This is a genomic window from Lactiplantibacillus pingfangensis, from assembly GCF_005404945.1.
GTDB classification, from domain to species: Bacteria; Bacillota; Bacilli; order Lactobacillales; family Lactobacillaceae; genus Lactiplantibacillus; species Lactiplantibacillus pingfangensis.
In genome coordinates this window covers 92,919-114,925 of record NZ_BJDG01000002.1, presented here as the reverse complement: position 1 = coordinate 114,925, position 22,007 = coordinate 92,919, and the positions used below count along the sequence as shown (strand labels likewise).

15 protein-coding genes are annotated in these 22,007 nt (G+C 45.6%); 1 reads left to right on the top strand and 14 read right to left on the bottom strand.

From position 1 onward, the window contains the following. Positions 1–32: 32 nt before the first annotated feature. The 9 genes from alaS to ruvA form a co-directional block, all read right to left on the bottom strand. On the bottom strand, positions 33–2,675 hold the full coding sequence (alaS, locus tag FFM74_RS00910; RefSeq protein ID WP_137624776.1) for an alanine--tRNA ligase: 2,643 nt from the start codon (positions 2,673–2,675) through the stop codon (positions 33–35). Positions 2,676–3,002: 327 nt separating this feature from the next. After that, the gene (locus FFM74_RS00905) at positions 3,003–4,346 is read right to left on the bottom strand and encodes a DEAD/DEAH box helicase (RefSeq protein WP_137624775.1); all 1,344 of its coding nucleotides are present in this window, start codon (positions 4,344–4,346) and stop codon (positions 3,003–3,005) included. A gap of 2 nt (positions 4,347–4,348) precedes the next feature. After that, positions 4,349–5,305 (bottom strand): DHH family phosphoesterase, encoded by a 957-nt coding sequence (locus tag FFM74_RS00900; protein ID WP_137624774.1) that lies wholly within the window; start codon positions 5,303–5,305, stop codon positions 4,349–4,351. A gap of 90 nt (positions 5,306–5,395) precedes the next feature. Beyond that, on the bottom strand, positions 5,396–6,532 hold the full coding sequence (gene dinB, locus FFM74_RS00895) for a DNA polymerase IV (protein WP_137624773.1): 1,137 nt from the start codon (positions 6,530–6,532) through the stop codon (positions 5,396–5,398). 122 nt (positions 6,533–6,654) lie between these two features. Next, positions 6,655–7,068: a preprotein translocase subunit YajC gene (gene yajC / locus FFM74_RS00890; RefSeq protein WP_137624772.1), complete on the bottom strand. Its 414-nt coding sequence runs from the start codon at positions 7,066–7,068 to the stop codon at positions 6,655–6,657. Positions 7,069–7,140: 72 nt separating this feature from the next. Next, positions 7,141–8,283: a tRNA guanosine(34) transglycosylase Tgt gene (gene tgt, locus FFM74_RS00885; RefSeq protein WP_137624771.1), complete on the bottom strand. Its 1,143-nt coding sequence runs from the start codon at positions 8,281–8,283 to the stop codon at positions 7,141–7,143. Positions 8,284–8,464: 181 nt separating this feature from the next. After that, a complete protein-coding gene (queA, locus tag FFM74_RS00880; RefSeq protein ID WP_137624770.1) occupies positions 8,465–9,499 on the bottom strand; it encodes a tRNA preQ1(34) S-adenosylmethionine ribosyltransferase-isomerase QueA in 1,035 nt (344 codons plus the stop codon). A gap of 20 nt (positions 9,500–9,519) precedes the next feature. Beyond that, positions 9,520–10,530 carry a Holliday junction branch migration DNA helicase RuvB gene (gene ruvB / locus FFM74_RS00875; RefSeq protein WP_137624769.1) on the bottom strand — a complete coding sequence of 337 codons (1,011 nt, stop codon included), beginning with the start codon at positions 10,528–10,530 and terminating at the stop codon, positions 9,520–9,522. A 12-nt stretch (positions 10,531–10,542) separates the two neighbouring features. Continuing rightward, complete coding sequence (ruvA, locus tag FFM74_RS00870) at positions 10,543–11,151, bottom strand: Holliday junction branch migration protein RuvA (RefSeq protein ID WP_137624768.1); 609 nt, start codon at positions 11,149–11,151, stop codon at positions 10,543–10,545. A gap of 158 nt (positions 11,152–11,309) precedes the next feature. Here ruvA and FFM74_RS00865 point away from each other — a divergent pair, with 158 nt between their 5' ends. After that, on the top strand, positions 11,310–11,825 hold the full coding sequence (locus tag FFM74_RS00865) for a DUF1015 domain-containing protein (protein ID WP_137624767.1): 516 nt from the start codon (positions 11,310–11,312) through the stop codon (positions 11,823–11,825). A 111-nt stretch (positions 11,826–11,936) separates the two neighbouring features. On the opposite strand, the gene FFM74_RS00860 is transcribed toward FFM74_RS00865, so the two are convergent. From FFM74_RS00860 to FFM74_RS00840, 5 genes are all read right to left on the bottom strand, one after another. Beyond that, positions 11,937–15,086: a YfhO family protein gene (locus FFM74_RS00860; protein ID WP_223877123.1), complete on the bottom strand. Its 3,150-nt coding sequence runs from the start codon at positions 15,084–15,086 to the stop codon at positions 11,937–11,939. Between the two features lie 607 nt (positions 15,087–15,693). Then, positions 15,694–17,697: a DNA mismatch repair endonuclease MutL gene (gene mutL / locus FFM74_RS00855; RefSeq protein ID WP_137624766.1), complete on the bottom strand. Its 2,004-nt coding sequence runs from the start codon at positions 17,695–17,697 to the stop codon at positions 15,694–15,696. Between the two features lie 19 nt (positions 17,698–17,716). Then, complete coding sequence (gene mutS, locus FFM74_RS00850) at positions 17,717–20,368, bottom strand: DNA mismatch repair protein MutS (protein ID WP_414672064.1); 2,652 nt, start codon at positions 20,366–20,368, stop codon at positions 17,717–17,719. A gap of 52 nt (positions 20,369–20,420) precedes the next feature. Further along, positions 20,421–21,227, bottom strand: coding sequence for a TIGR00282 family metallophosphoesterase (locus tag FFM74_RS00845; RefSeq protein WP_137624764.1), 807 nt, complete (start codon positions 21,225–21,227; stop codon positions 20,421–20,423). 168 nt (positions 21,228–21,395) lie between these two features. Next, complete coding sequence (locus FFM74_RS00840; RefSeq protein WP_137624763.1) at positions 21,396–22,004, bottom strand: helix-turn-helix domain-containing protein; 609 nt, start codon at positions 22,002–22,004, stop codon at positions 21,396–21,398. Between the last annotated feature and the right edge of the window lie 3 nt (positions 22,005–22,007).

Here is a 22,007-nt window from a genome sequence, read left to right as displayed (position 1 = left end):
ACCTGGTTGTAACACATTCGTAATATCGCAACTTATTGTTCGGCGACCCAGTCATGCGCGGTCTTCAATGCAGCAGGTAATCCAGCTGGGTTCTTACCACCGGCTTGCGCTAAGGTTGGCCGACCGCCACCACCGCCACCAACTTTTGGTGCGATTGCTTTGATCAAGTCACCAGCCTTGAGACCGGCCTTCACTTTGTCATCACTCACGGCAACGAGCAAGTTGACCTTTTCACCGATAACGGTTCCTAAGACCAACACGTCAGAATAGTGCTTAGCTTGCCAAGTGTCACTCAATTGGCGAAGTTGATCCATCCCAGAAACCTGGACGGCTTGTGCAATCAAGGTCGTGCCATTAATCTCTTCAACTTGTTCAAAGACCGCACCAGCTTGTTGCTTCGCTAATTTGCTTTCAAGCGTCGCGTTCTTTTGTTGTTCAGCTTTCAAGTCGGCTTGTAATTGCGCCACCCGATCAGTCGTATCTTTCAATTGTGGTGCTTTAACTTGCGCGGCAATCGTCTTCAACCAGCCTTCTTCTTGTGATAATAATTCGAAGGCTTCCTTAGAAGTTACGGCTTCAATCCGACGAGTCCCGGCACCGACGCCAGATTCGGACACAATCTTGAACAAGCCAAGTTCGCTAGAATTCTTAACGTGAGTCCCACCATCAAATTCAATCGAGTAATCACCGATCGAAACGACTCGCACGATCTTCCCATATTTTTGTGTAAAGACCGCAATGGCACCCATCTTATGACCTGTTTCTTGATCAGTTTGAATAGCGCTGACTGGTAAAGCGGCCCAAATCTTATCATTAACAATTTGTTCGACCTTAGCTAATTCTGCTTCAGTCACGGCCCCAAAATGCGTAAAGTCAAATCGCAAGTAGTCTGGTTCCACTAATGACCCCGCCTGTGACGTATGTTCACCTAAAACGTCTCGCAAGGCTTGATCGAGTAAATGCGTGGCCGTATGGTTCTTCTCAACCTTGTTGTGGAAGGCTAGGTCAACACTCATGCGATAAGTGGTTCCCTTGTGCATTGGTTTCAAAACTTCGACCGTGTGCAAATGTTGCTTATTGGGCGCATTTTGTACATCCGTCACCTTAGCGACTGTCTGCCCATCAGCGTCGACAATTACGCCACGGTCAGCGACTTGCCCACCCATTTCTGCGTAGAATGGCGTTTTGCTAAAAATCATTTCGGCGGTGCCATCATTGACGCCAGCGACCAGTTTCTCATCGACAATGATATCTTTTAGCTCACCTTCAACATTAGTGAGCTGATCATAACCAACGTATTCGCTTGGGGTTTTAAGTTCAATCAACAAGCTCCGTTGGACACCCATTGATTTGGCATTGCTCCGCGCATTCCGCGCACGATCACGCTGGGCTTTCATTTCGACTTCGAAGCCCGGTTCATCGACTTTCAAGCCTTCGTCACCAGCATATTCTTTCGTTAATTCAAATGGGAAGCCGTACGTATCATACAATTTGAAGGCATCGGCACCTGGCAAGGTGTCCTCACCAGCCGCTTTAGTGTCCGCAATCAGCTGATTCAACAAGCTTAGCCCATCATTCAGCGTCTCATTGAAACGAACTTCTTCGGAATGCACAATTTTGGCAATATAGGCCGCATTTTTCAACACCGCTGGATAATGTGATTGCATAATCTCGCCCACGATTGGCACTAATTGGTCTAGGAAAGCTTCTTTTAAACCTAATTTCTGACCATGCAAAATGGCCCGTCGAATCAAACGCCGAATGACGTAGCCACGCCCTTCATTTGAAGGTAACGCGCCATCACTAATTGCAAAAGTAATCGTCCGGGCGTGATCCGCAATCACCTTGAATGAGACATCATCTTGCTTATTTTGACCATAAATTTTACCATCACTGAGTGCTTCAGTCTTATGAATAATTGGTAAAAACAAGTCGGTTTCAAAGTTTGTTGGCGCATTTTGGAAGATTGAAACGACCCGTTCGAGGCCCATCCCCGTATCAATGTTTTTACGTGGTAATGGTTCATAGGTGCCTTCTGGCGTGTGGTTAAATTGTGAGAACACAATATTCCACACCTCAAGGTAACGTTCATTTTCGCCACCAGGATAATTATCTGGATCGTCTTCGGCTAAATTGTTGAATGATTCACCACGATCGTAGAAAATTTCTGAATCGGGGCCTGAAGGGCCTTGACCGATATCCCAGAAGTTATCTTCAACTTTAATAATATGGTCTGGCTTGACACCAGTTGCTTCCCAGAACTTCGCAGCATTCGTATCTTTAGGATAAACCGTCATATATAGCTTTTCAGGATCCCAACCAAACCATTTTGGTGAGGTTAAGAGTTCCCAAGCCCAACTGATGGCTTCTTTTTTGAAATAATCCCCCACTGAGAAATTCCCCAGCATTTCAAATAAGGTGTGGTGCCGCGCCGTCCGACCAACATTTTCAATGTCGTTCGTTCGGATACTCTTCTGTGAACTCGTCATCCGTGGATTATCTGGCACGACCGAACCGTCAAAATATTTCTTCATCGTGGCAACCCCAGAGTTAATCCAAAGTAACGTTGGATCATCAACTGGGACTAAGGAAGCACTCGGCACAATTGTATGACCTTTTTCATGGAAAAAGTCCAAGTACATTTGCCGAATTTCACTGCTGCTTAATTTTTTCATTAATAATGGCACCCTTTCTCAATTCGTCTAAATTTAGGCAAAAAAACACCGTTGCTAGCAAAGACGCTGTTAACGCGGTACCACTTTGCTTGCAACGATGTGTTCGTTTACCTCTTAAGCTCATTAACGCTGAGACACGGACTAGTTGGCTAGTCATGACGATCTTCTCGGTAGCATACTATCGACACCGCACTTTTTTCAGCAATCAAAGCGTTTCTAGACTGTCATGTCGATAGCATATGTCCTTACTCTTGAAATTGTACTGTTGCCTAGAGAGCCTGTCAACACTAAAGGCATAATTCATGCTAAAAAACGCGGCTAATTATCCTAGCCTTTACGGTCTTTACGTGCTTTACGCGCTGCTGCCCGTTGTTCAATCCGACGATCCATCCGTGCCTTGTCAGAAATCTTGGTCCGAATGCGGCGCTTGTACCCTGGTTTAACTTTCTTCTTCGCATTCTTCACATAACTAATCAGTGACGGATCAAGCTTGTCATGCCGAGCACCGCGCTTTTCACGGCGATTCCGGTCATAAGAATCCACAATTTCGCCATCACGGATGGCCTTAGGCTTAAACTTAATTCCCATCGCTTCAACCGCGGAAACTTTGTCTTCTTCACCTGGACTGTATAGCGTGATTGCCGTCCCTGGCATGCCGTTACGGCCAGTCCGACCAACCCGATGAATAAAGAACTCTAAGTCATTTGGAATATCATCGTTAATGACATGCGAAACTCCTTCAATATCAATCCCACGTGAGGCCAAATCAGTCGCCACGACAAATTGATACTTCAAATTCTGGACATCACGCATCACACGTTTCCGTTCCCGTGGTTTAATATCACCATGAATCATCGCCACGGTTAAGCCTTGCCCCTTAAGATAACGGGTAATTTCTTGGACCCGTTCCTTAGTATTGGCAAAAATTAACACCAAGTATGGTTCTCCAATCGTCAACAGGCGATAAATAATACTGTTCTTATCATGACTCTTAGTTGAAACTAACCAGTTGTCGATCGTTGGACTAATCACAGATTCAACTGGAATTTCTTCCATCACCGGATTATTCATATACTTCTTTAAAAACGGCGTTAATTTTTGTGGCATCGTTGCGGAGAACACGAGCATTTGTAGATCCGCGGTCATCCGGCCGGCAATTTGATCGACAACGTTTAAGAAGCCTAAGTCCAACGTCATATCAGCTTCGTCAACGACTAATTGCTGGGCCGTATGAATGTTCAGGGCTTGTGACCGAATCAAATCTAAAATCCGACCCGGCGTTCCAATTACTAACTGTGGTTGGTGCCGGTTTAATTTATCAATCTGATCTTGTTTATCTGTCCCACCGACGTATAAACCGATGTGGATTGCCTTAGGGCTGTGTTGAATTAATTGCTTCGCCGCTTCTTGAATCTGATAAGCGAGTTCCCGGCTAGGCGTGGTAATCACGGCCTGAACCCGGCGTTCATCTGGATTCAATTTATTAATCATCGGTAACAAGAAGGTATGGGTTTTCCCACTCCCCGTTGCTGATTGACCAATCACACTGCGACCGGCAGCAATTACCGGAATCAACTTTTCCTGAACCTGGGTCGGCTTTTTAAAGTTAATATCCTGCAACGCTTGCATTAAAAACGGCTGCAGTTGAAAATCTTTGAAACTTGCGGTCATAGTTAAACCTCTTTCTTATATTGACGAGCAACTTGGTCGAGTTCACGAACAACTTGCTCAATTTCTTGTTGGTCTGCCGCCTTGGCGCCACTGGCCATCGGATGACCACCACCATCATGCAATTTAGCTAACTCATTAATGGCCGGCCCTTTTGACCGTAACCGAATTCGGAAGTCGCCTTCTTTTTGCTGAACGAAGATTGCCCAAGCTTCAACGGTATCAATTCGGCCAGGCAATGGGACCACCCCAGCCGTGCTCGCATCACCAATTTCAAATGAGTCCATGATCTCGTTAGTCAAAATCACATAGGCCGCACCCGAATCCAACTGTGTCAGATGTTCATACACATAGGCAGATAGCCGGGCTACTGGCAGGGTAATCGTGTCTTCAATCCGATTCACCACCGTCGCATCCGCACCAGCTTCCATTAAGGCTGCGGCAGCACGCATCGTACTTGGCTTCGTTGCCGAATACAGAAAACGGCCGGTATCCCCAACAATACCTGCATAAAGTAACCGGGCCGCGTTGGCGGTTAACGTTAAGTCCTCAGAATTGGCAGCATAAAAGTCATAAATAAGTTCACTCGTACTGGAAGCATCCACGTCCACCCATTGTGGGTCACCAAACGCATCATCATTAGGATGATGATCAATTTTAACGAGTGTCTTGCCAGTATTGTAAAGTTCACCGTCAACACGTGGTTGATTAGCCGTATCTAGCACCAAAACTAACGCATCCTGGTAATCTTCCTCGGTCACCTCATCCATTTGGCCAAGCCAATCAAAACCATGATACTGTTTACCAGGTGTCAGCACGCGTTTAGCTGGAAAACTGGTCTTAATGATGTCGGCCAGACCAAGCTGACTCCCGATTGCATCTGGATCTGGGCGTTGATGCCGCTGAATAATAATTGTTTTTGCTGATTTAATTAAAGTTAAAATTTCTGTTTGGACGGTCATAAGTGATCCTTCCTCTTCCTGATTTGCTGGTGGTCGCAATTCGGCACAGTACTTTAGTATACCGAACAATTGCGCTGACGCCAAATGAATTTAATCACGTTCATTGGGATATAGTGGCAAACTGATGTTTTCAAACGCCAATGGTGCCAATCCCGTCATCGTAATACCGAGTAATCGAATACCAGAATCAAAGTGATGATCCACGACTTCTTCAAAAATCTCTTCAGCGTAACGATAATAAGTCTCCGCGTCATTGGGCAAAAATTCTGGAAAAGTTCGCCGTTTCGTAATCGTCACAAAATCGCCATAACGCAACTTTAACACGATTGTCTTGCCATGTCGCTGATGGGATTGCATCGTTTCACTCACCATCTCAGCTAATGCCTTGAGGTGTGCTGAGACTTGGTCACTGGAACCTAGAAATGGGCCAAAAGTCCGCTCCTTACCAATTGACTTACGCTCACGCAAATATTCGACTGGCCGATCATCACTGCCGCGGACCCGCCGATACAAGATATAGCCGAGTTTACCAAAGTGTTGAATCAGCGACATTTCAGTTTGCTGTAATAACTCATAGCCCGTATTGATGCCCAAGTCGTGCATCTTTGGGACCGTCTTCTTACCCACACCGCGAAATTTTTCAATCGGTTCACGTAAGAGAAACGGTTCCGCGTCTTGTGGCAACACAATCGTCACCCCAGCTGGTTTGCGATAATCCGAGGCGAGCTTCGCAATGAATTTATTATACGAAATCCCCGTCGAACAAGTCAGGTGCGTCTTAGTCCAGATTTCACGTTGCAACTGATGTGCGAGTTCAACCGCACTGTGAATCTGGGGCTTATTTTCAGTCACATCTAAATAGGCTTCATCAAACGCAATCGGCTCAATCTTGTCGGTATACTCGTGAAAAATCTCGTGAATCTGATCCGAGACTTGTCGATACAACGGAAAGTTGGGCGTCTTAAAAACCGCCTGCGGGCAAAGTTCCAGTGCTTTCGCGGCCGGCATCGCCGAGTGGACCCCGTATTGCCGCGCCACATAATTGGCCGTGGTCACCACGCCACGACCGCCAGTCTTACGGGGATCATGGGCAACGACTAACGGTTGCGTCTTGTACGCCGGGTGTTCACGTTCTTCAATCGACGCATAAAAGGCATCCATATCAACATGAATAATTTTGCGACTAGTATTGATATTGATTGGTGATTCGATTAGTGATTGTGCCATCTAATCCTCCCCTTCGTGTCTTTCATTATACACGAACAGACGTTTGTTAGGCAATTCGTACGACACTCATCAATCAATAAAAAAACGCCCAACCAACTAAGGTCAGACGTTCTAAAATAAACTTATTTAGCTTCTGAATCGTCGGCAGCACTATCAGCACTACTATCGACGTTGCTAGCTGCAGAGTCAATATGACTTTCTTCGGTATCTGCTGAATCATCGGCAGCCTTACCTGCTTCAACGGCCTTAGTATCGGTCGCTTTAGCGTCATCAGCTTTAGGTGCAATCTTGGCGATTGCGCTTAAATCAAAGACTAAGAAAATACCGTCACAGTCTAATGTGACAGTCTTTTCAGCTTCATTGACTTCGTCGACAACCCCGTGTAAACGACCGATAGTTGCGACTTTGTCACCGCGCTTGATTTTGCTAAGCATTTGTTGATGTTGTTGTTGTTGTTTTCTCTGTGGACGGATCATGAAGAAGTATAAGAACGCGAACATGACCACGATAAAGAGAACTGATGTTAGTTGACCCATATAAGTATCGCTCCTAATCTATGTTTGACTATCTTTAACTTTAACAAATTACGCTATAAATTACTAGTATCCCTAGAAGTTTTTAGCATTTTTCTTGTTAAAGCCGTACATTTCAAAAAAGTTCTCGCGGAATTCCAACAAATTATCATCCATAATCGCCTGTCGAACTTGTTGCATCAAGTGTAAGAGGAAATATAAGTTATGATAACTCGTTAACCGTAATCCGAACGTTTCATCCGCTTTGATTAAATGCCGAATATACGCCCGAGTAAAGTTACGGCAAGTGTAGCACTCACAATTATCATCGAGTGGCGTAAAATCATGCGCATACTTGGCATTTTTAACAACCAACCGACCGTGCGACGTCATACAAGTCCCGTTACGCGCAATTCGCGTCGGTAAAACACAGTCAAACATGTCCACGCCACGAATGGCGCCATCAATCAACGCATCCGCCGAACCCACGCCCATTAAATAACGCGGCTTATTTTCAGGCAATAGTGGCGTAGTGAAATCAAGGACATGATTCATTTCAGCCTTAGATTCACCAACAGATAGCCCACCGATTGAGTAACCAGGGAAGTCCATGCCGACCAGATCCTTGGCACTTTGTTCCCGCAAGTCTTTAAACCCAGCGCCTTGAACAATCCCGAATAGGCCTTGATAATCAGGATGTTGATGGGCTTTTAGCCCTCGTTCGGCCCAACGACTCGTCCGGGCAACCGAATTCCGCACATACTCGTAACTTTCAAAGAACGGTGGACATTCGTCGAGGCTCATCATAATATCTGGCCCTAAGTCATTTTCAACTTGAATGGCCTTTTCAGGTGATAAGAAACGTTTGGCGCCACTTAAATGATCTTTGAAATGAACGCCTTCTTCAGTAATGTCACGATTCTTAGCCAGCGAAAAGACTTGGAAACCACCAGAATCGGTCAAAATACCCTTTTTCCAGTTCATGAACTGATGTAAACCACCAGCCTCTTTAACAATTTGTTCGCCGGGACGCAACCATAAGTGGTACGTATTCGATAAAATGACATTGGCGCCCATCGCATCCAATTCTTCAGGTGCTAACGACTTCACACTCGCCTGCGTTCCCACGGGCATGAACATTGGGGTTGGAAAGGTGCCATGTGGGGTAATTAACTCGCCCAAACGCGCACCGGTATGTTTTTCTTTTTTAATTAATCGGTATTTAATTGCCGGTTCCATCACTAATTTGCCTCCGTTAATCCTAATCTGAACTTTAAATATGATAGCACGAAATCCAGCCACAACCAAGCTAAGTCACTGGCTAAGACTCTCCTCAGCTGAGCCACTAAAAAAACGTCAACGTAACCACGCCGACGTTTTTGGTCAAAAATTATCATTTTTTTGTTTCAAGTCTCGCAAACTAGTGAATAAACATCGCGTCCCCAAAACTGAAGAAACGATACTTTTCATCAATCGCATGTTGATAGGCATTCAAGATCATATCGCGACCGGTAAAGGCGGCCACTAGCATGACCAACGTTGATTTTGGTAAATGGAAATTCGTAATAAAGGCATCAACGACTTTCCATTGATAGCCGGGTTTAATAAAGATATCGGTCCAACCAGAATCAGGCTTAATTTCACCATCAAACTTCGTTCCAACCGTTTCAAGGGTCCGAATCGACGTCGTCCCGGTGGCGATGATCCGACCACCATTGGCCCGGACTTCATTCAACGTCTTAGCGGCGTCTTCGTCCAAGCGGTAGAATTCACTGTGCATCTTATGGTCTTCAATATTATCTTCTTCAACCGGTCGGAACGTCCCTAGTCCAACATGTAAGGTCAAATAAACGAGCTTGACGCCTTTGTCTTGAACCTTTTGCAATAAATCCTTGGTCCAATGTAAGCCAGCAGTTGGGGCCGCCGCCGAACCATTTTCCTTGGCGTAGACGGTTTGGTAACGATCGGGATCATCCAGTTTTTCCTTAATATAAGGTGGTAACGGCGTTTCGCCCAAGCTTTCAAGAATTTCCATGAAAATACCGTCATAGTGGAATTCGATCATCCGAATCCCATCTTCTTTTTCAGCCGTGACCGTGGCCGTCAACTTGCCATCACCAAATGAGATCACAGTCCCAACTTTGGCACGCTTAGCCGGCTTCATCAAGGTCTCCCATTCGTCACCTTCCGTATTGTGTAACAACAAAACTTCAGCGTGACCGCCAGTTTCTGGCTTAACGCCATATAACCGGGCGGGCATTACCCGCGAGTTGTTCATGACGACCGCGTCACCGGGATTTAATTGATCAATAATGTCATAGAAATGCTTATCTTGCATCTCACCAGTTTGACGATCTAACTCTAATAATCGTGATGTATCTCGTTGTTTAATTGGTGTTTGGGCAATTAATTCGTGTGGTAACTCGTAATCAAAATCTTCAAGCGTTAAGCTCATTGCTGTGACCTCTAATCTATTTATTTAGTATCTGGGTATGGAAAACCCAAATGTTGATAACCTTTTAAGGTAACGACGCGTCCACGTTGCGTCCGTTTCAAGAACCCAATCTGTAATAAGTAAGGCTCAACCACTTCGGCAATCGTATCCGTTTCTTCACCGATATTAGCCGCAATCGTTGCCAAACCAACCGGACCACCATCATAATATTCTAGCATGGTGCGTAAAAGCTTGTTATCGGTTTCGTCCAAGCCAGCCTCATCCACCCGCAAATAGGTCAGTGAACGGCTAACGATAGCTTCATCAATGGCGTCTTTATCGGCCACTTCCGCAAAGTCACGAATCCGTTTAAATAACCGGTTGGCGATCCGTGGCGTGCCCCGCGACCGCCGCGCAATTTCGTGAGCACCAGATGGTTTAATCGGCGTCTGAAAGATCTCCGCCGTACGTTTCACAATATCTTCCAAATCACTAACTTGGTAATATTCCATATGTTCAACAATCCCGAAACGATCCCGTAATGGGGCCGACAGCATCCCGGCTCGCGTGGTCGCCCCGATTAAAGTAAATGGCGGCAACGGAAAATGAACGGGATGCGCAGTCGGCCCTTGACCAACCACAATATCCACATAAAAATCTTCCATCGCCGAATAGAGCATTTCTTCGACAATTTTAGGCAACCGGTGAATTTCATCAATGAATAAGATATCACCAGGCTCCAATTCATTCAAGAGCGCCACTAAATCACCGGGCTTTTCAATGGCCGGGCCACTCGTCGTCCGAATATGAACTTGCATCTCATTGGCAATCACCATGGCTAGCGTCGTTTTCCCTAACCCTGGCGGCCCAAAGAGTAAGACATGATCTAGCGACTCTTCTCGCTTACGTGCCGCTTCGATATACACACTGAGTTCATGTTTAACCCGATCTTGACCAATATACTGGGCCAACAGCTGCGGACGTAGCGACGTCTCAATCGACGCTTCTGCGGCATCCACGTTGTCTCCAGATAATAAGTTGTCGTCGTCCAAGCTTAATCCCTCCTACTTAGTCAATAACCGCAAGCCTTCACTTAACAAGCCATTCGTATCGACTGACTGGCCTTGACTGAAGGCTTCCAATTGTTTCGTAATCTTCTTAATTTCACGGGCCGAATAGCCCAGGGCTTCCAACGCGGCTAAAGCATCGGCCAGAGCCCCTTCGGCTGGGTCTGTTGGCATTTCCAATGCCGTTTGACCCGCCACTGCACCATTTAAATCAGTTAATTTATCTTTTAAATCCAAAACAATCTGTTGCGCCGTTTTTTTACCAACCCCGGGAAAACTCGTTAAGTACGTCGCATTCCCTTGATTGATCGCCTGAATTAGCCCGGCGTGATCATTATTTGCCAGAATTGCCAAAGCTGACTTCGGACCAATCCCGGAAACATTTAACAATTTCTCGAATAACGCCTTTTCGTCGGCATCATAAAAACCAAATAGTGACATGCCATTGTCGCTGACGGCCTGATGGATGAACATTTTGACAGCATCCGCGCCGACTTCATAACGATAAGGGTTGGCCGTTAATACTTTATAACCGATGCCCGCCACTTCAATGACAACGAAGCTGGGGGTCACATCGGTAATCTGGCCTAGAAAATATTCATACACGGTCAAAGACTCCTTTAATAAAACGTATGTTTGCTTGCTAAATTGTACCACATTCCACACCTTGCTTGATAGCTTTCGCCCGACGATTTTATGCCGATGGCGTCACTTGCTCAAATGGCCCCGAACATGCTATGCTCAAAGCCAATGGAGGTGCAATTTTGCAGCTAAAACCCTTTACCGCCGTCTTACCAAATGCAGACGGTTTAACTAAACTTGAAACCAACGACCCAACTTGGTCAACCGAAGACGAACACGTTCAGACCGGTAATAGTTATTATTGGTATGAATTAACCCAAAACGGTATCCATCAATGGCGCTTAATCGCCCGTTGGCCTGAAAATCAGACCGTTTCCACGATGGTCCCCGCTGACATCAATACAGTGCTCTACCCCAAACAACCGGTCATTGAAATGTTGATTGACGATTGGGTTGGGCACTTTCCAAAAGCCTTGGAAGTGACTGATCCAGCCGGCGTGACCCACCGTTTGTGGCAAATCACCGAAGCCGACGTTAATGCCGACATCACCGAAGCGTTAACCCCCGTCGCACCAAGGAAAACTTGGCTCACCACGACAAGTACACCGCTGGTCATGTTAGTCGCCGACAGTGAATGGGCCAAATTTAAAACGCCCGTCACCGTGCCAACGCATTTAATTCAACTCGCAACCAAATAACGGCTTTTCAACCCGCGTAGTGATAAAAAAAAACGATTGACCCAGACCTGAGTTCATTCTCAGGCACGGGTCAGTCGTTATTTTTTTAGACTGCTTTTAAGTTGACTTAGCTTAACTTTGACGTTTTGACTTCAAATGACGCCAGCCAAACCAGCCCGCTAGCACAAGTACAATTATCCAGCTCGCTGCAGCTAACCAAGTTCCTAATTTTAGGCCTGGCGTGGTATAACGCAACTTAATCCTGTGTTTGCCAGCAGATAAGCGCGCGCCGACAAACGCATCATTAACAACTTGCGTTTTCACAGATTTACCGTCAACTTGTAATTGCCAACCAGTTGAATACGGAATACTGGTCGTCAAGACACTCGCCTGACTGTTCGTTGTCGTCCCGGTCACTTGGTTGGCCGTGACCTGCATATTTTTCAAACCTTGTTTTTGCAGCTTGGTCGTTTGAGCCGTGTAAGACTTTCCGAAAGGCACTGCCACTAATTTTGCCGACTTGAAGGTCAAATCACGAACCTGAGTAAAGTTTAAAACAATCTTTTCACGCGCATGTTTGCTATAGCCAAGATTAATTACTGCCGAGGTTCGTGCTTCATAGTCAGACATGTTGGTCGTGCCAAGTTGGTTAAAGGTCGCTAAGTTATCCGTCGTTTGCGCAGTCAAACTGTACCCACTGGCACTTAGATTGCCCTTCAAGCCATCACGCAACCGGTTCAACTTATCAATCTTCGTATTCGGTCGATTTGCAAACACGGCATTGCGATTACCAGTCGTCATGGCGTATTTAATCGACGAATTATTGTAACTAATCCCATCAAGCACCAAATATAATTCAGTATTCCGATACTTTTTAGGCTGGGTAATCGTTAAATTATAAGGTAATTGATTACCCTGAATATCACTGGTCATTTGTTTGAGACCATTTTTATTAATTTCGGCGTCTTCGTTGAAGATCTCCTCATTCGCCGCGATTAAATTTAATAAGTGTTGTGACGGTTTCGTCATCCCAGTTGCAGGCGTTAAGCTTTCTCGCTGCTCGGGGGTCAAAATAATCGTATCTGCAGGCAGTTTGCTTAACACATTGTTCGAACTACCGGTGGCATGCTGGTTTCGATAAATGATCACTTTGTCAGTTGAATCCAACATGGTCGTATCGTCCAGTTGCACGGTGTAATCAACGTTCTCGCTCTTAGCCTTCGGGGTAACTGTTTTGACCCCTTTAGCCTTAGTTGTCGTCATTGCCCCTTGCAATAGGGCCTGTTCGCGGTCAGTCGCCGCTAATTTGGCAAAGGTTTTCGGCGAAAATTGTTGGGTTTGGGTATAAACCAATGGCAGTGCTCGTTTTGACTCCAGCAACACGGTCCCAGTATGGTTACTCAACCCATAAATAAATTTATCCGCATAGATCTTCGGTTCACCTTGCTTGGTTTTGACAACTTGATAACCACTCGGCAAGGCTTGGCCTTTCAACTGATCCTCACGGGCAAATAAATAGCGAACGCCTAAGAAATTGCTAAAAGTTGTCCGCTGATTCAAAGTGCCAAGCGGTGAATTCATCGCATACTCTGAATTGCCTAAATCCTGAGATAACTTGCCAACATAACCACTTTGAACAGAGAAATAGGACCCCACGGTATGTGTGCCTAAAACCATCGGGACGTCACTTTCCGCGGAACGCATCGTGTAATAATTTGGCCCGAGCGCGGTCCGGTAAAAGCCAGTCTTTGACAAGCCAGTTTGTGCCCCGTCAACATAACCTTTCACCCATTTCATGGCGGTTCCTTTACGAATCTGTTCAGTACTGTTGGAATTCGTATTAATACTCATCCAGCCCAGCCCATTATTGGCAAGATTTAAGGTCACTAGGCCTAATAACAACCAGTTAAACTGGCGCGACGATAAATTCAAGGAACGTCGTGCTAGTAACAAGCCAACGAGGGCTAATAAAATTAAATAAGTGGCAATATCATGTTTGCGAATGTTTAAGTATAAGCCGTTGATCACCCAAATGATGGCTAATAGGCCAACACTCATGCCAGCCAACCATTTTAAGTCGCTAGCAGTTAAGTTAGCCAGCTCATCAACGAAAATCATCGTGGCTAAGGCAAAGACCAAGGTTGCCATCATCAGCCAACGGTTTGAAGGTGTCGATAACACATTGAAAAACGCCGCAAACCCGGGTACCAATATGCCAATCATCATGGCCACAATGACCCAATTTAAAGTCCAATAGCGCTTGAAATGTTTCAAGGTAAATAGTGCACCCAAGTAGCTGATGCTGCTTAACCCTAGGGTGACCCAGTACTGCACACTCCCACCATTTGTCAAAAGACGGTTCGGCAAATTAATATAGTAATTAACCGGATACGTCCATAAGCCATTAGCGAAGTTAACACTCGTCCGAGTTGCATGCAACATTGACAAGATTGTTGGTACCAAGATCACGCCAGACATCGCCACACCAAAAATGACCGCCAGCAACAAACGCCAAAATAGCGTCATAAACGGCAAGGACAAGCGCTGTTCACGTTTCAGTTGCCAGAAGCGGACAAACGCGTAAATCACGCTGCCTAAGGCTAACAAATAGGCAAAATAAAAGTTACTCGTAATGACCATTGCCGTAATGAGTGTCACCGGTAGCCAATTTTTGCCTTTTAGAACCCGTTCAATCGCCCAGCATAGTAATGGGAACCAGATCATTGGCAAAATGAAGAACGGGTGGTGCATGCCAACATAAAACGTATACGCGGTAAACGTGTAAGTTAAAGTCCCAATCAACCGACTCAAGCGGCTGAAATGAAATTGCTTACTGAAACCTAAAAAGGCCAACCCCGCAAAATAGAGTCGTAAAATAATTAAGGTCTGGTAAGTAAACTCCAAGTGCGCCCGTGAGGTGAATGCCACCAAATAGTTAAACGGATCACCCACCACATAATAAGCAAACGTGGTTAACTGGTCAGCCCCTAACCCCAAGTTCCAGGACCAACTGAATAACTTCAGCGGATTGCTTTGTAGAATTCTTTGAAATTCTAACAAGATTGGAAAATGCTGGGCAATCCCATCAACTTCCCAAATCAACGTTCGACCGGCCAAAAATAAACTGCTAAACGTTAAACCGCAAATAATGACAAACATCACTGTGTAAGTCACCCATAGCGGTATTTTTCGTAATTTAATCAAACTCTGGTCCCCTTCATCAAATCGCAGCACGCCACGATCCCCATTAGTTTCGGTAAAATAATGGTTTAATTTTACCATGAATCAAGATTTTATCGTATGAGTTATGAACAAACTTAAAACTTTTATACCAAAAATCACTCTTGGGTTTATTAGCCCAAAATTCCACCCTCATCACGATTAATCTGAAAGCCACAACTACTTTTTCCGCTTCGATTACACCGGAATTCAGTTACTAAAAATTATCAAAGTGCGACTTTTAAAATCTGACTCAGATAATTAATCATGCCTCGAAACAACTACAGCCCCAATTTCAAACTGAAATTTTCTAACACACCAAAGTTTATATATAAATGTAATTATATCAACACATGCCACTCATTAATTAGCCTTGTGGTGCATGCTAGTCATAATTAACTGAAGGTTGGGACTGATAACATCGGTCGTGATGGTGTTGTTACGTCGGCCGTTTTTGCCGACGTTATAACACGGACGGTCCGGGACACTTGCGCTTTTTTGCAAGCGTTCCGGGCGAGGGCCAAGACGACCCTGGCTTGGCCCGGTCCCACGACCGCATGTTATCAGTCCCAACCGGAAGTGGTAACCATCCTATCGACACCATAAGACTGCCACTTTCTTTCGTTTTAAACAAAAAAACATCCAATTAACTTGGACGTTTCATTGCTACTCAGTGCGTGTTTTGTGAAATGTGATTATCTTGAATTCGTTTGAACATTTTTTCCATATCCGTATTGGTGAAGTGTACCGTTACTGGCCGACCATGAGGGCAATTAAATGGATTTTCACAAGTCGGTAATTTTTCTAGTAAGGCCCGCGCCTGCTGATCATCTAAGTGATGATTAGCCTTGATGGCCCGTTTACACGACATCATAATCGCAGATTTTTCACGGAACTGGGCGACCGTCAGCTTGCCATCTTGTAAGACCCAATCAATCATTTCGCGAATCGTATCCTCTTCTTGACCAGCTTTAAACCAAGTTGGATGCGAATGAATAATAAAGCTATTACCACCAAAGGCTTCTAGCTTGAGTCCGAGTTGTGCTAACAGTGGCAACTGTTCTTTGATTTTGAGCACATCGCTAGTTGGGTAATCAAGAATGATTGGCACTAACAAGTTTTGCTGATCAGTGCTAACTTCCCCAATGGCTTGGCGATAATACTCATAATTAATCCGTTCTTGCGCCGCATGTTGATCCAAGATATACATGCCATCATCCGCTTCGGCTAATAAATAAGTGCCATGCATTTGGCCCAAGTAACGCAACGCCGGAAACCGTTCAGCCGTGGCTGGTGTGCTAGTCGCTTTTGTTACTGGCTCAATCGCGAGTGTTTTTTCAGGAGTCGCAACACCAAATGGTAAGTCGACGGTTTCAGCCTGATAGCGGTCATCAAAGGCCGCCACGGCCGTATTATCTAACTCACGCGCATCACTAATCATGATTGGCTGGCTTTCAGCTGGCGTCCTTTCAGGTGTCGCCGCCGATAACGGCTCAGGTGCTGCCGAGACCGAAACTTCCGCCGCCATTTCAGTCGCCGCCGCGGCCATTGACGGTGCCACTTGGCTCATTGACGGTTGCGCCGTCGTCTGATGTTGCGAAGACGCCGCGTTCAAGTCAATCGCCAACTGGTCCGTGTTTAGCCGCTCACGCCGGTGACTCCCTAAATTGGTCAATGCTGACGGGATTAAGTTCACGTTTGCGAGTCGGTCGGTAATCGTCGTGCTGATCAGCTTGGCCAACTCTGGTTCCTTACTCAGGCGTACTTCTTGTTTAGTCGGGTGCACATTGACATCCACTAGCAAGGGGTCCATTTCGAGGGCAATTACCGCAATCGGATATCGTCCGACCATTAATTTTGAGCCATAGCCTTTAATAACTGCCTTGGTTAACAGCTGATTCTTAATCGCCCGCCCATTAATCAAAATAGTGATGTACTGCCGACTGGCACGCGTTAATTCTGGTAGCGCCACGTAACCCGACAACCGATAATCAGCGGTCGTCCCTTCAATCGCCACCATTTTCCGCGCATTTTGAACGCCATAAATGCCGGCAATCACTTGTTGCAAATCACCACGACCAGCAGTTTTCAGTAACTCTTTACTATTGTGGACGAGGCGAAATGCCACGGCCGGATAGCTCAAGGCTAACCGATTGACGATGTCCACAATATTCGCCAGTTCAGTTTGCGGTGACTTCAAATACTTTAGCCGCGCCGGGGTATTGAAAAACAAGTCGGTTACCGTAATATCCGTCCCTTGGCGCAACGGTGCGGGCGCTTGTTTCAACAACTTACCGCCACGATAATGAATACTTGTCCCAGTCGTACCCGTACTCGTGTTTAAAACCACATCCGCCACTGACGCAATACTTGGCAAGGCTTCACCACGAAACCCGAGTGATTGGACGCGAAACAAATCCGCCCGCGACGTAATTTTACTCGTTGCATGGCGCTTAAACGCGGTTAAGACGTCGTCGTCCGCAATACCCTCACCATCATCAATCACCCGGATTGATTGCACCCCAGATTCTAAAACTAACACATCAATCTGGGTCGCATGGGCATCCAGCGCATTTTCAACCAGTTCTTTAACTACCGATGCCGGTCGTTCCACAACTTCCCCAGCGGCGATTTGATCCGCCAAAACGGATGATAATTCATGGATTTTTGCCATTGTCATCGGCTCCTTTACTTTAATGACCTAACTTTTGTTGCCACTTGTATAACTGATTCATGACGTCCATCGGGGTCATTGCCATCAAGTTCAACGTCTTCAATTGTTGCAAGACTTTCTCACCTTTAGGGTCAGTCAACGATGGTTCACTAAATAACGACAATTGTTCTTCGGGTGCTGGCTCGGCAGCAACCACCGCTGGTTCTGCAGGCGTGACAGCCATTGCCTGCGTTGGTTCATCAGCCGTCGGTTCAGTTGCAAGGTCGGCAACCGGGTTAGTCGCTGGCTGCACCCCGGTCCCGGTAACCGAAACCGTGCTTGTCTGGCTTTCTAAGCTAGTTAAAATCGTATTCGCCCGTTTCAATAAATCATCAGGCATCCCGGCTAACTTTGCCACGTGCACCCCATAAGACTTATCAGCGGCACCGCGCTCGACTTTATGCAAAAAGACTAGCTCGCCATTTTGTTCTGTCGCGCCGACATGCACGTTGCGTAACCCCTTGAGTTCTTGATCCAAGGCCGTCAATTCATGATAATGCGTTGAGAATAAGGTCTTCGCATGAATATGGTTATGCACAAACTCAATAATCGCTTGCGCGAGCGCCATGCCATCGTAGGTCGCCGTCCCACGCCCGATTTCATCAAATAAAATCAGACTGTTCGCTGTTGCATGTTGCAAGGCATTATTGGCTTCTTGCATTTCCACCATAAAGGTACTCTGACCCGAAATCAGGTCGTCGGTTGCCCCAATCCGCGTAAAAATTTGATCAAAGATTGGTAACTGGGCTTCCTTGGCCGGCACAAAACAGCCCATCTGCGCCATAATCACCGTTAACGCCAACTGCCGCATGTAGGTACTTTTACCAGACATGTTAGGTCCAGTAATGAGCAGTACCGTTTCTTCAGGCGTCATCTTCACATCGTTTGGCACATAACTTTGATTGCCCATCACCTTCTCAACCACGGGATGGCGACCATCCACAATGTTTAACTCATGGGTTTTAGTCAAAGTTGGCCGTACGAAACGATAGTCTTCACTGACGACCGCAAAGCTTTGCAGCACATCAATCGCCGCCACTGCTTTGGCTAGCGTCTGAAGACGTTTAATCGCCCCTTTAACGGTCTCTCGTACCTTAGTGAAGAGTTGATACTCTAACTGAGTAGAATGGCTCTCAGCCTCTAATATCAGGCTCTCATGTTCTTTCAGTTCTGGTGTGCTGAACCGTTCGGCGTTCGTGAGCGTTTGCTTACGTTCATAACGATCCGTTGGCAATTGGGCCAAATTCGCTTTAGTCACTTCGATGTAGTAGCCAAAGACCCGATTAAAGCCAATCTTTAAGTTTCTGATCCCCGTCACTTCACGTTCTTTTGCCTCTAACGCCGCAATCCACTTTTTCCCGTTATTCATCGCATCACGGTACTTATCCAATTGGTCATCGTAGCCATCTTTGATGACCCCACCATCCGTGACCGATAACGGGGCTTCTTCAACAATCGCACGGTCAATCAGATCAGCCACGTCTTCGACTGGGTCCAGATGGCTAACTTCATCCGTAAAGACTTTGTCGTCCAATTCTGACAAAATATAGCTAATCTTCGGCACTTGCCGCAATGAGGTCTTCAATTGGATTAAATCCCGACCATTGACACTACCAAACGCCACGCGACCAGCCAATCGTTCCAAGTCATACACTTTGACTAGTTCTGCCTGTAAATTATTGCGTTCAAAATAGTGATCTAATAAGGCGGCCACTTTATTTTGGCGCGTTTCAATATCTTGTTTTACAATTAACGGCCGATCGAGCCATTGTTTTAATAACCGACCACCCATGGCTGTCTTGGTTTCATCAAGCAACCACAGTAGGGTTCCCTGCTTTTTGCCCGTTCGAATTGAACGCATTAATTCCAAATTATACTTAGAATTATGATCCAGCTTCAAAAAGTATGATGGTTCATAAGCGATCGCTTTTTGTAAATGAGCGAGACTCCGTTTTTGAGTCACGTTAATATACATCAACAAATGTTCAACAACTTGCGTTTCTAAGTCAACGGTCAAGTCTTGCGTCAAATAGCTGAGTTCTGCTTGGGCGGCAACCTGATTTTGTTCAGAAACCAAAATGCCCAAGGCTTTAATTTGATCACGCAGTTCAGTCGTCACCGACTCATCCACCACAATCTCTTTCGTTTGGAGACTGGTAATTTCATTAATCAAGGTATCGTTGGTCGTGAGTAAACTGGTCTTCAGTTCCCCAGTAGAAAGATCTGCATAGGCAAAGCCAAATTGACCGTCCTTTTGAATCAAAGCGGTCAAATAATTATTCGATTTAGCCTGCTCAGCACCGCGTTCTAGCGTCGTTCCGGGCGTGACTAACTGAATGACTTCTCGCTTAACCATGCCTTTAGCCAACTTAGGATCTTCCATCTGTTCACAAATGGCCACTTTATACCCTTTATCGACTAAAATATCAATATAATTTTGGACAGCACGATGTGGGACCCCACACATTGGAATCGGATTGGCGGCAGAATGGTTCCGAGTCGTCAACGTTAATTCCAATAATTGGGCACCCTTGATGGCGTCATCATAAAACATTTCATAAAAGTCACCCAGCCGATAGAATAAAAATGCGTCTGGATATTGATTTTTCACCGAGAAATATTGACGCATCATCGGCGTATCACTCGTTTTTTGTGGCAACTTAGTTCCTACTTTCTATCTCAAATTAATCATCAAAATAAGGATGGTCCGGGTTAATTAAAATGCGTTGGATCTTCTTGGCGTGCCCGGTTTTACCATCAACATCAATAACGCAGCCCGATAACACTGCCGGGCTATCTTCCTGAACATTAAAACGGGTCGGCATTTGTTCAAGGAACCGACCAATCACATTTTCACGGGTCATGCCCAAAATCCCATTATAAGGGCCAGTAAAGCCAACGTCACTTAAAAAGGCCGTGCCATCTGGTAAGACCCGATTGTCGCTCGTCTGAACATGCGTATGTGTCCCAATGACCGCACTAACTTGACCATCCAAGTACCAGGCCATGGCTTCTTTTTCACTAGTGGTTTCCGCATGTAGATCAATAAAAATATTTGGCGTCTGTTGGCGTAATTCTTTGATTAACGGTGCCACGGTTAAAAATGGATTGGCCAAGTTTTGCCCCATGAACACGTTACCTTGCAAATTAATGACCGCTAACTTTTCCGTATTAACGTTCACCATCGTATAACCAGCCCCAGGGGTCGTTTCAGTTGGGAAGTTTAATGGTCGCACCAGCTTCTTGGCATCCCCAATGAAATCAAAAATTTCATTATTATCCCAAGTATGGTTACCCATCGTAATGACATCCGCACCAGCGGTTAAAAAGTTCTTATAAACTTCTTGATTAATACCGCGACCCTTAGTGGCATTCTCACCATTGACAATCGTCACTTGTGGCTTATAGCGCCGCTTTAATTTTGGTAAGTACGTCGCAATCGCATTCTGACCGACCTCACCCATGACATCGCCGACAAATAAAATTCGCATATGTTGCTCCCTTGTTTTAACGTTATAATCATTATTTTAGCATTAATTGGGGTAAAAAGTGGCCTAGGGTTCATAATAAAAGCCACGGTTGCACCGACCATTTTCGGCCAAAATAAAAATCCAGACGCATACTTAGCTCAAGTATGGCCTGAATGACACGCAACTTATTCACTCAACCTTATCCACTCTGACGATCAGCCAAAAGAATAGTCCCGCCACACCAATCAGAATCAACGGGCTCGCCGCCCAAGTTAACAGCTGTTTCAGACTGCTCACCAAGCCCAAGCCTAAAATAAAACCAAATAGCAACCCCCCATACAAATTAAACCAACGATGGCGTTCCCGAAACAGTGGTCGTTTTTCCAACCCAAAATGCTGATTAAACTTGATTAAATAATTCAAAGCGTATAAACCCACTAAAAAGACTAGGCTGACAATCGGATTCATCAATCTTAATCGCGGCCATAACAAGTTGATCGCCATCAATACGATGTAAGCCACCGCCATCACACGCAGTGCTAATTGAACCGGTCGTAATTGCTGGTGCACATCTTGCCGTCGTAAATAGTCGGTCATCCCCGTGTCTTCTCGCAATAACGTGTCCAACGACAGTCCGTACAAGTCACTCAACCGTAACAAACTATCAATGTCTGGATAACTGTGCTCAGTCTCCCAACTCGAAATCGTCTGGCGTGAAACATGTAACTGTTCCGCCACAGCTTTTTGGGTAAGCTGTTGTGCGAGTCTTGCCTGCTTTAATCTCTCCCCAAAACGCATTGC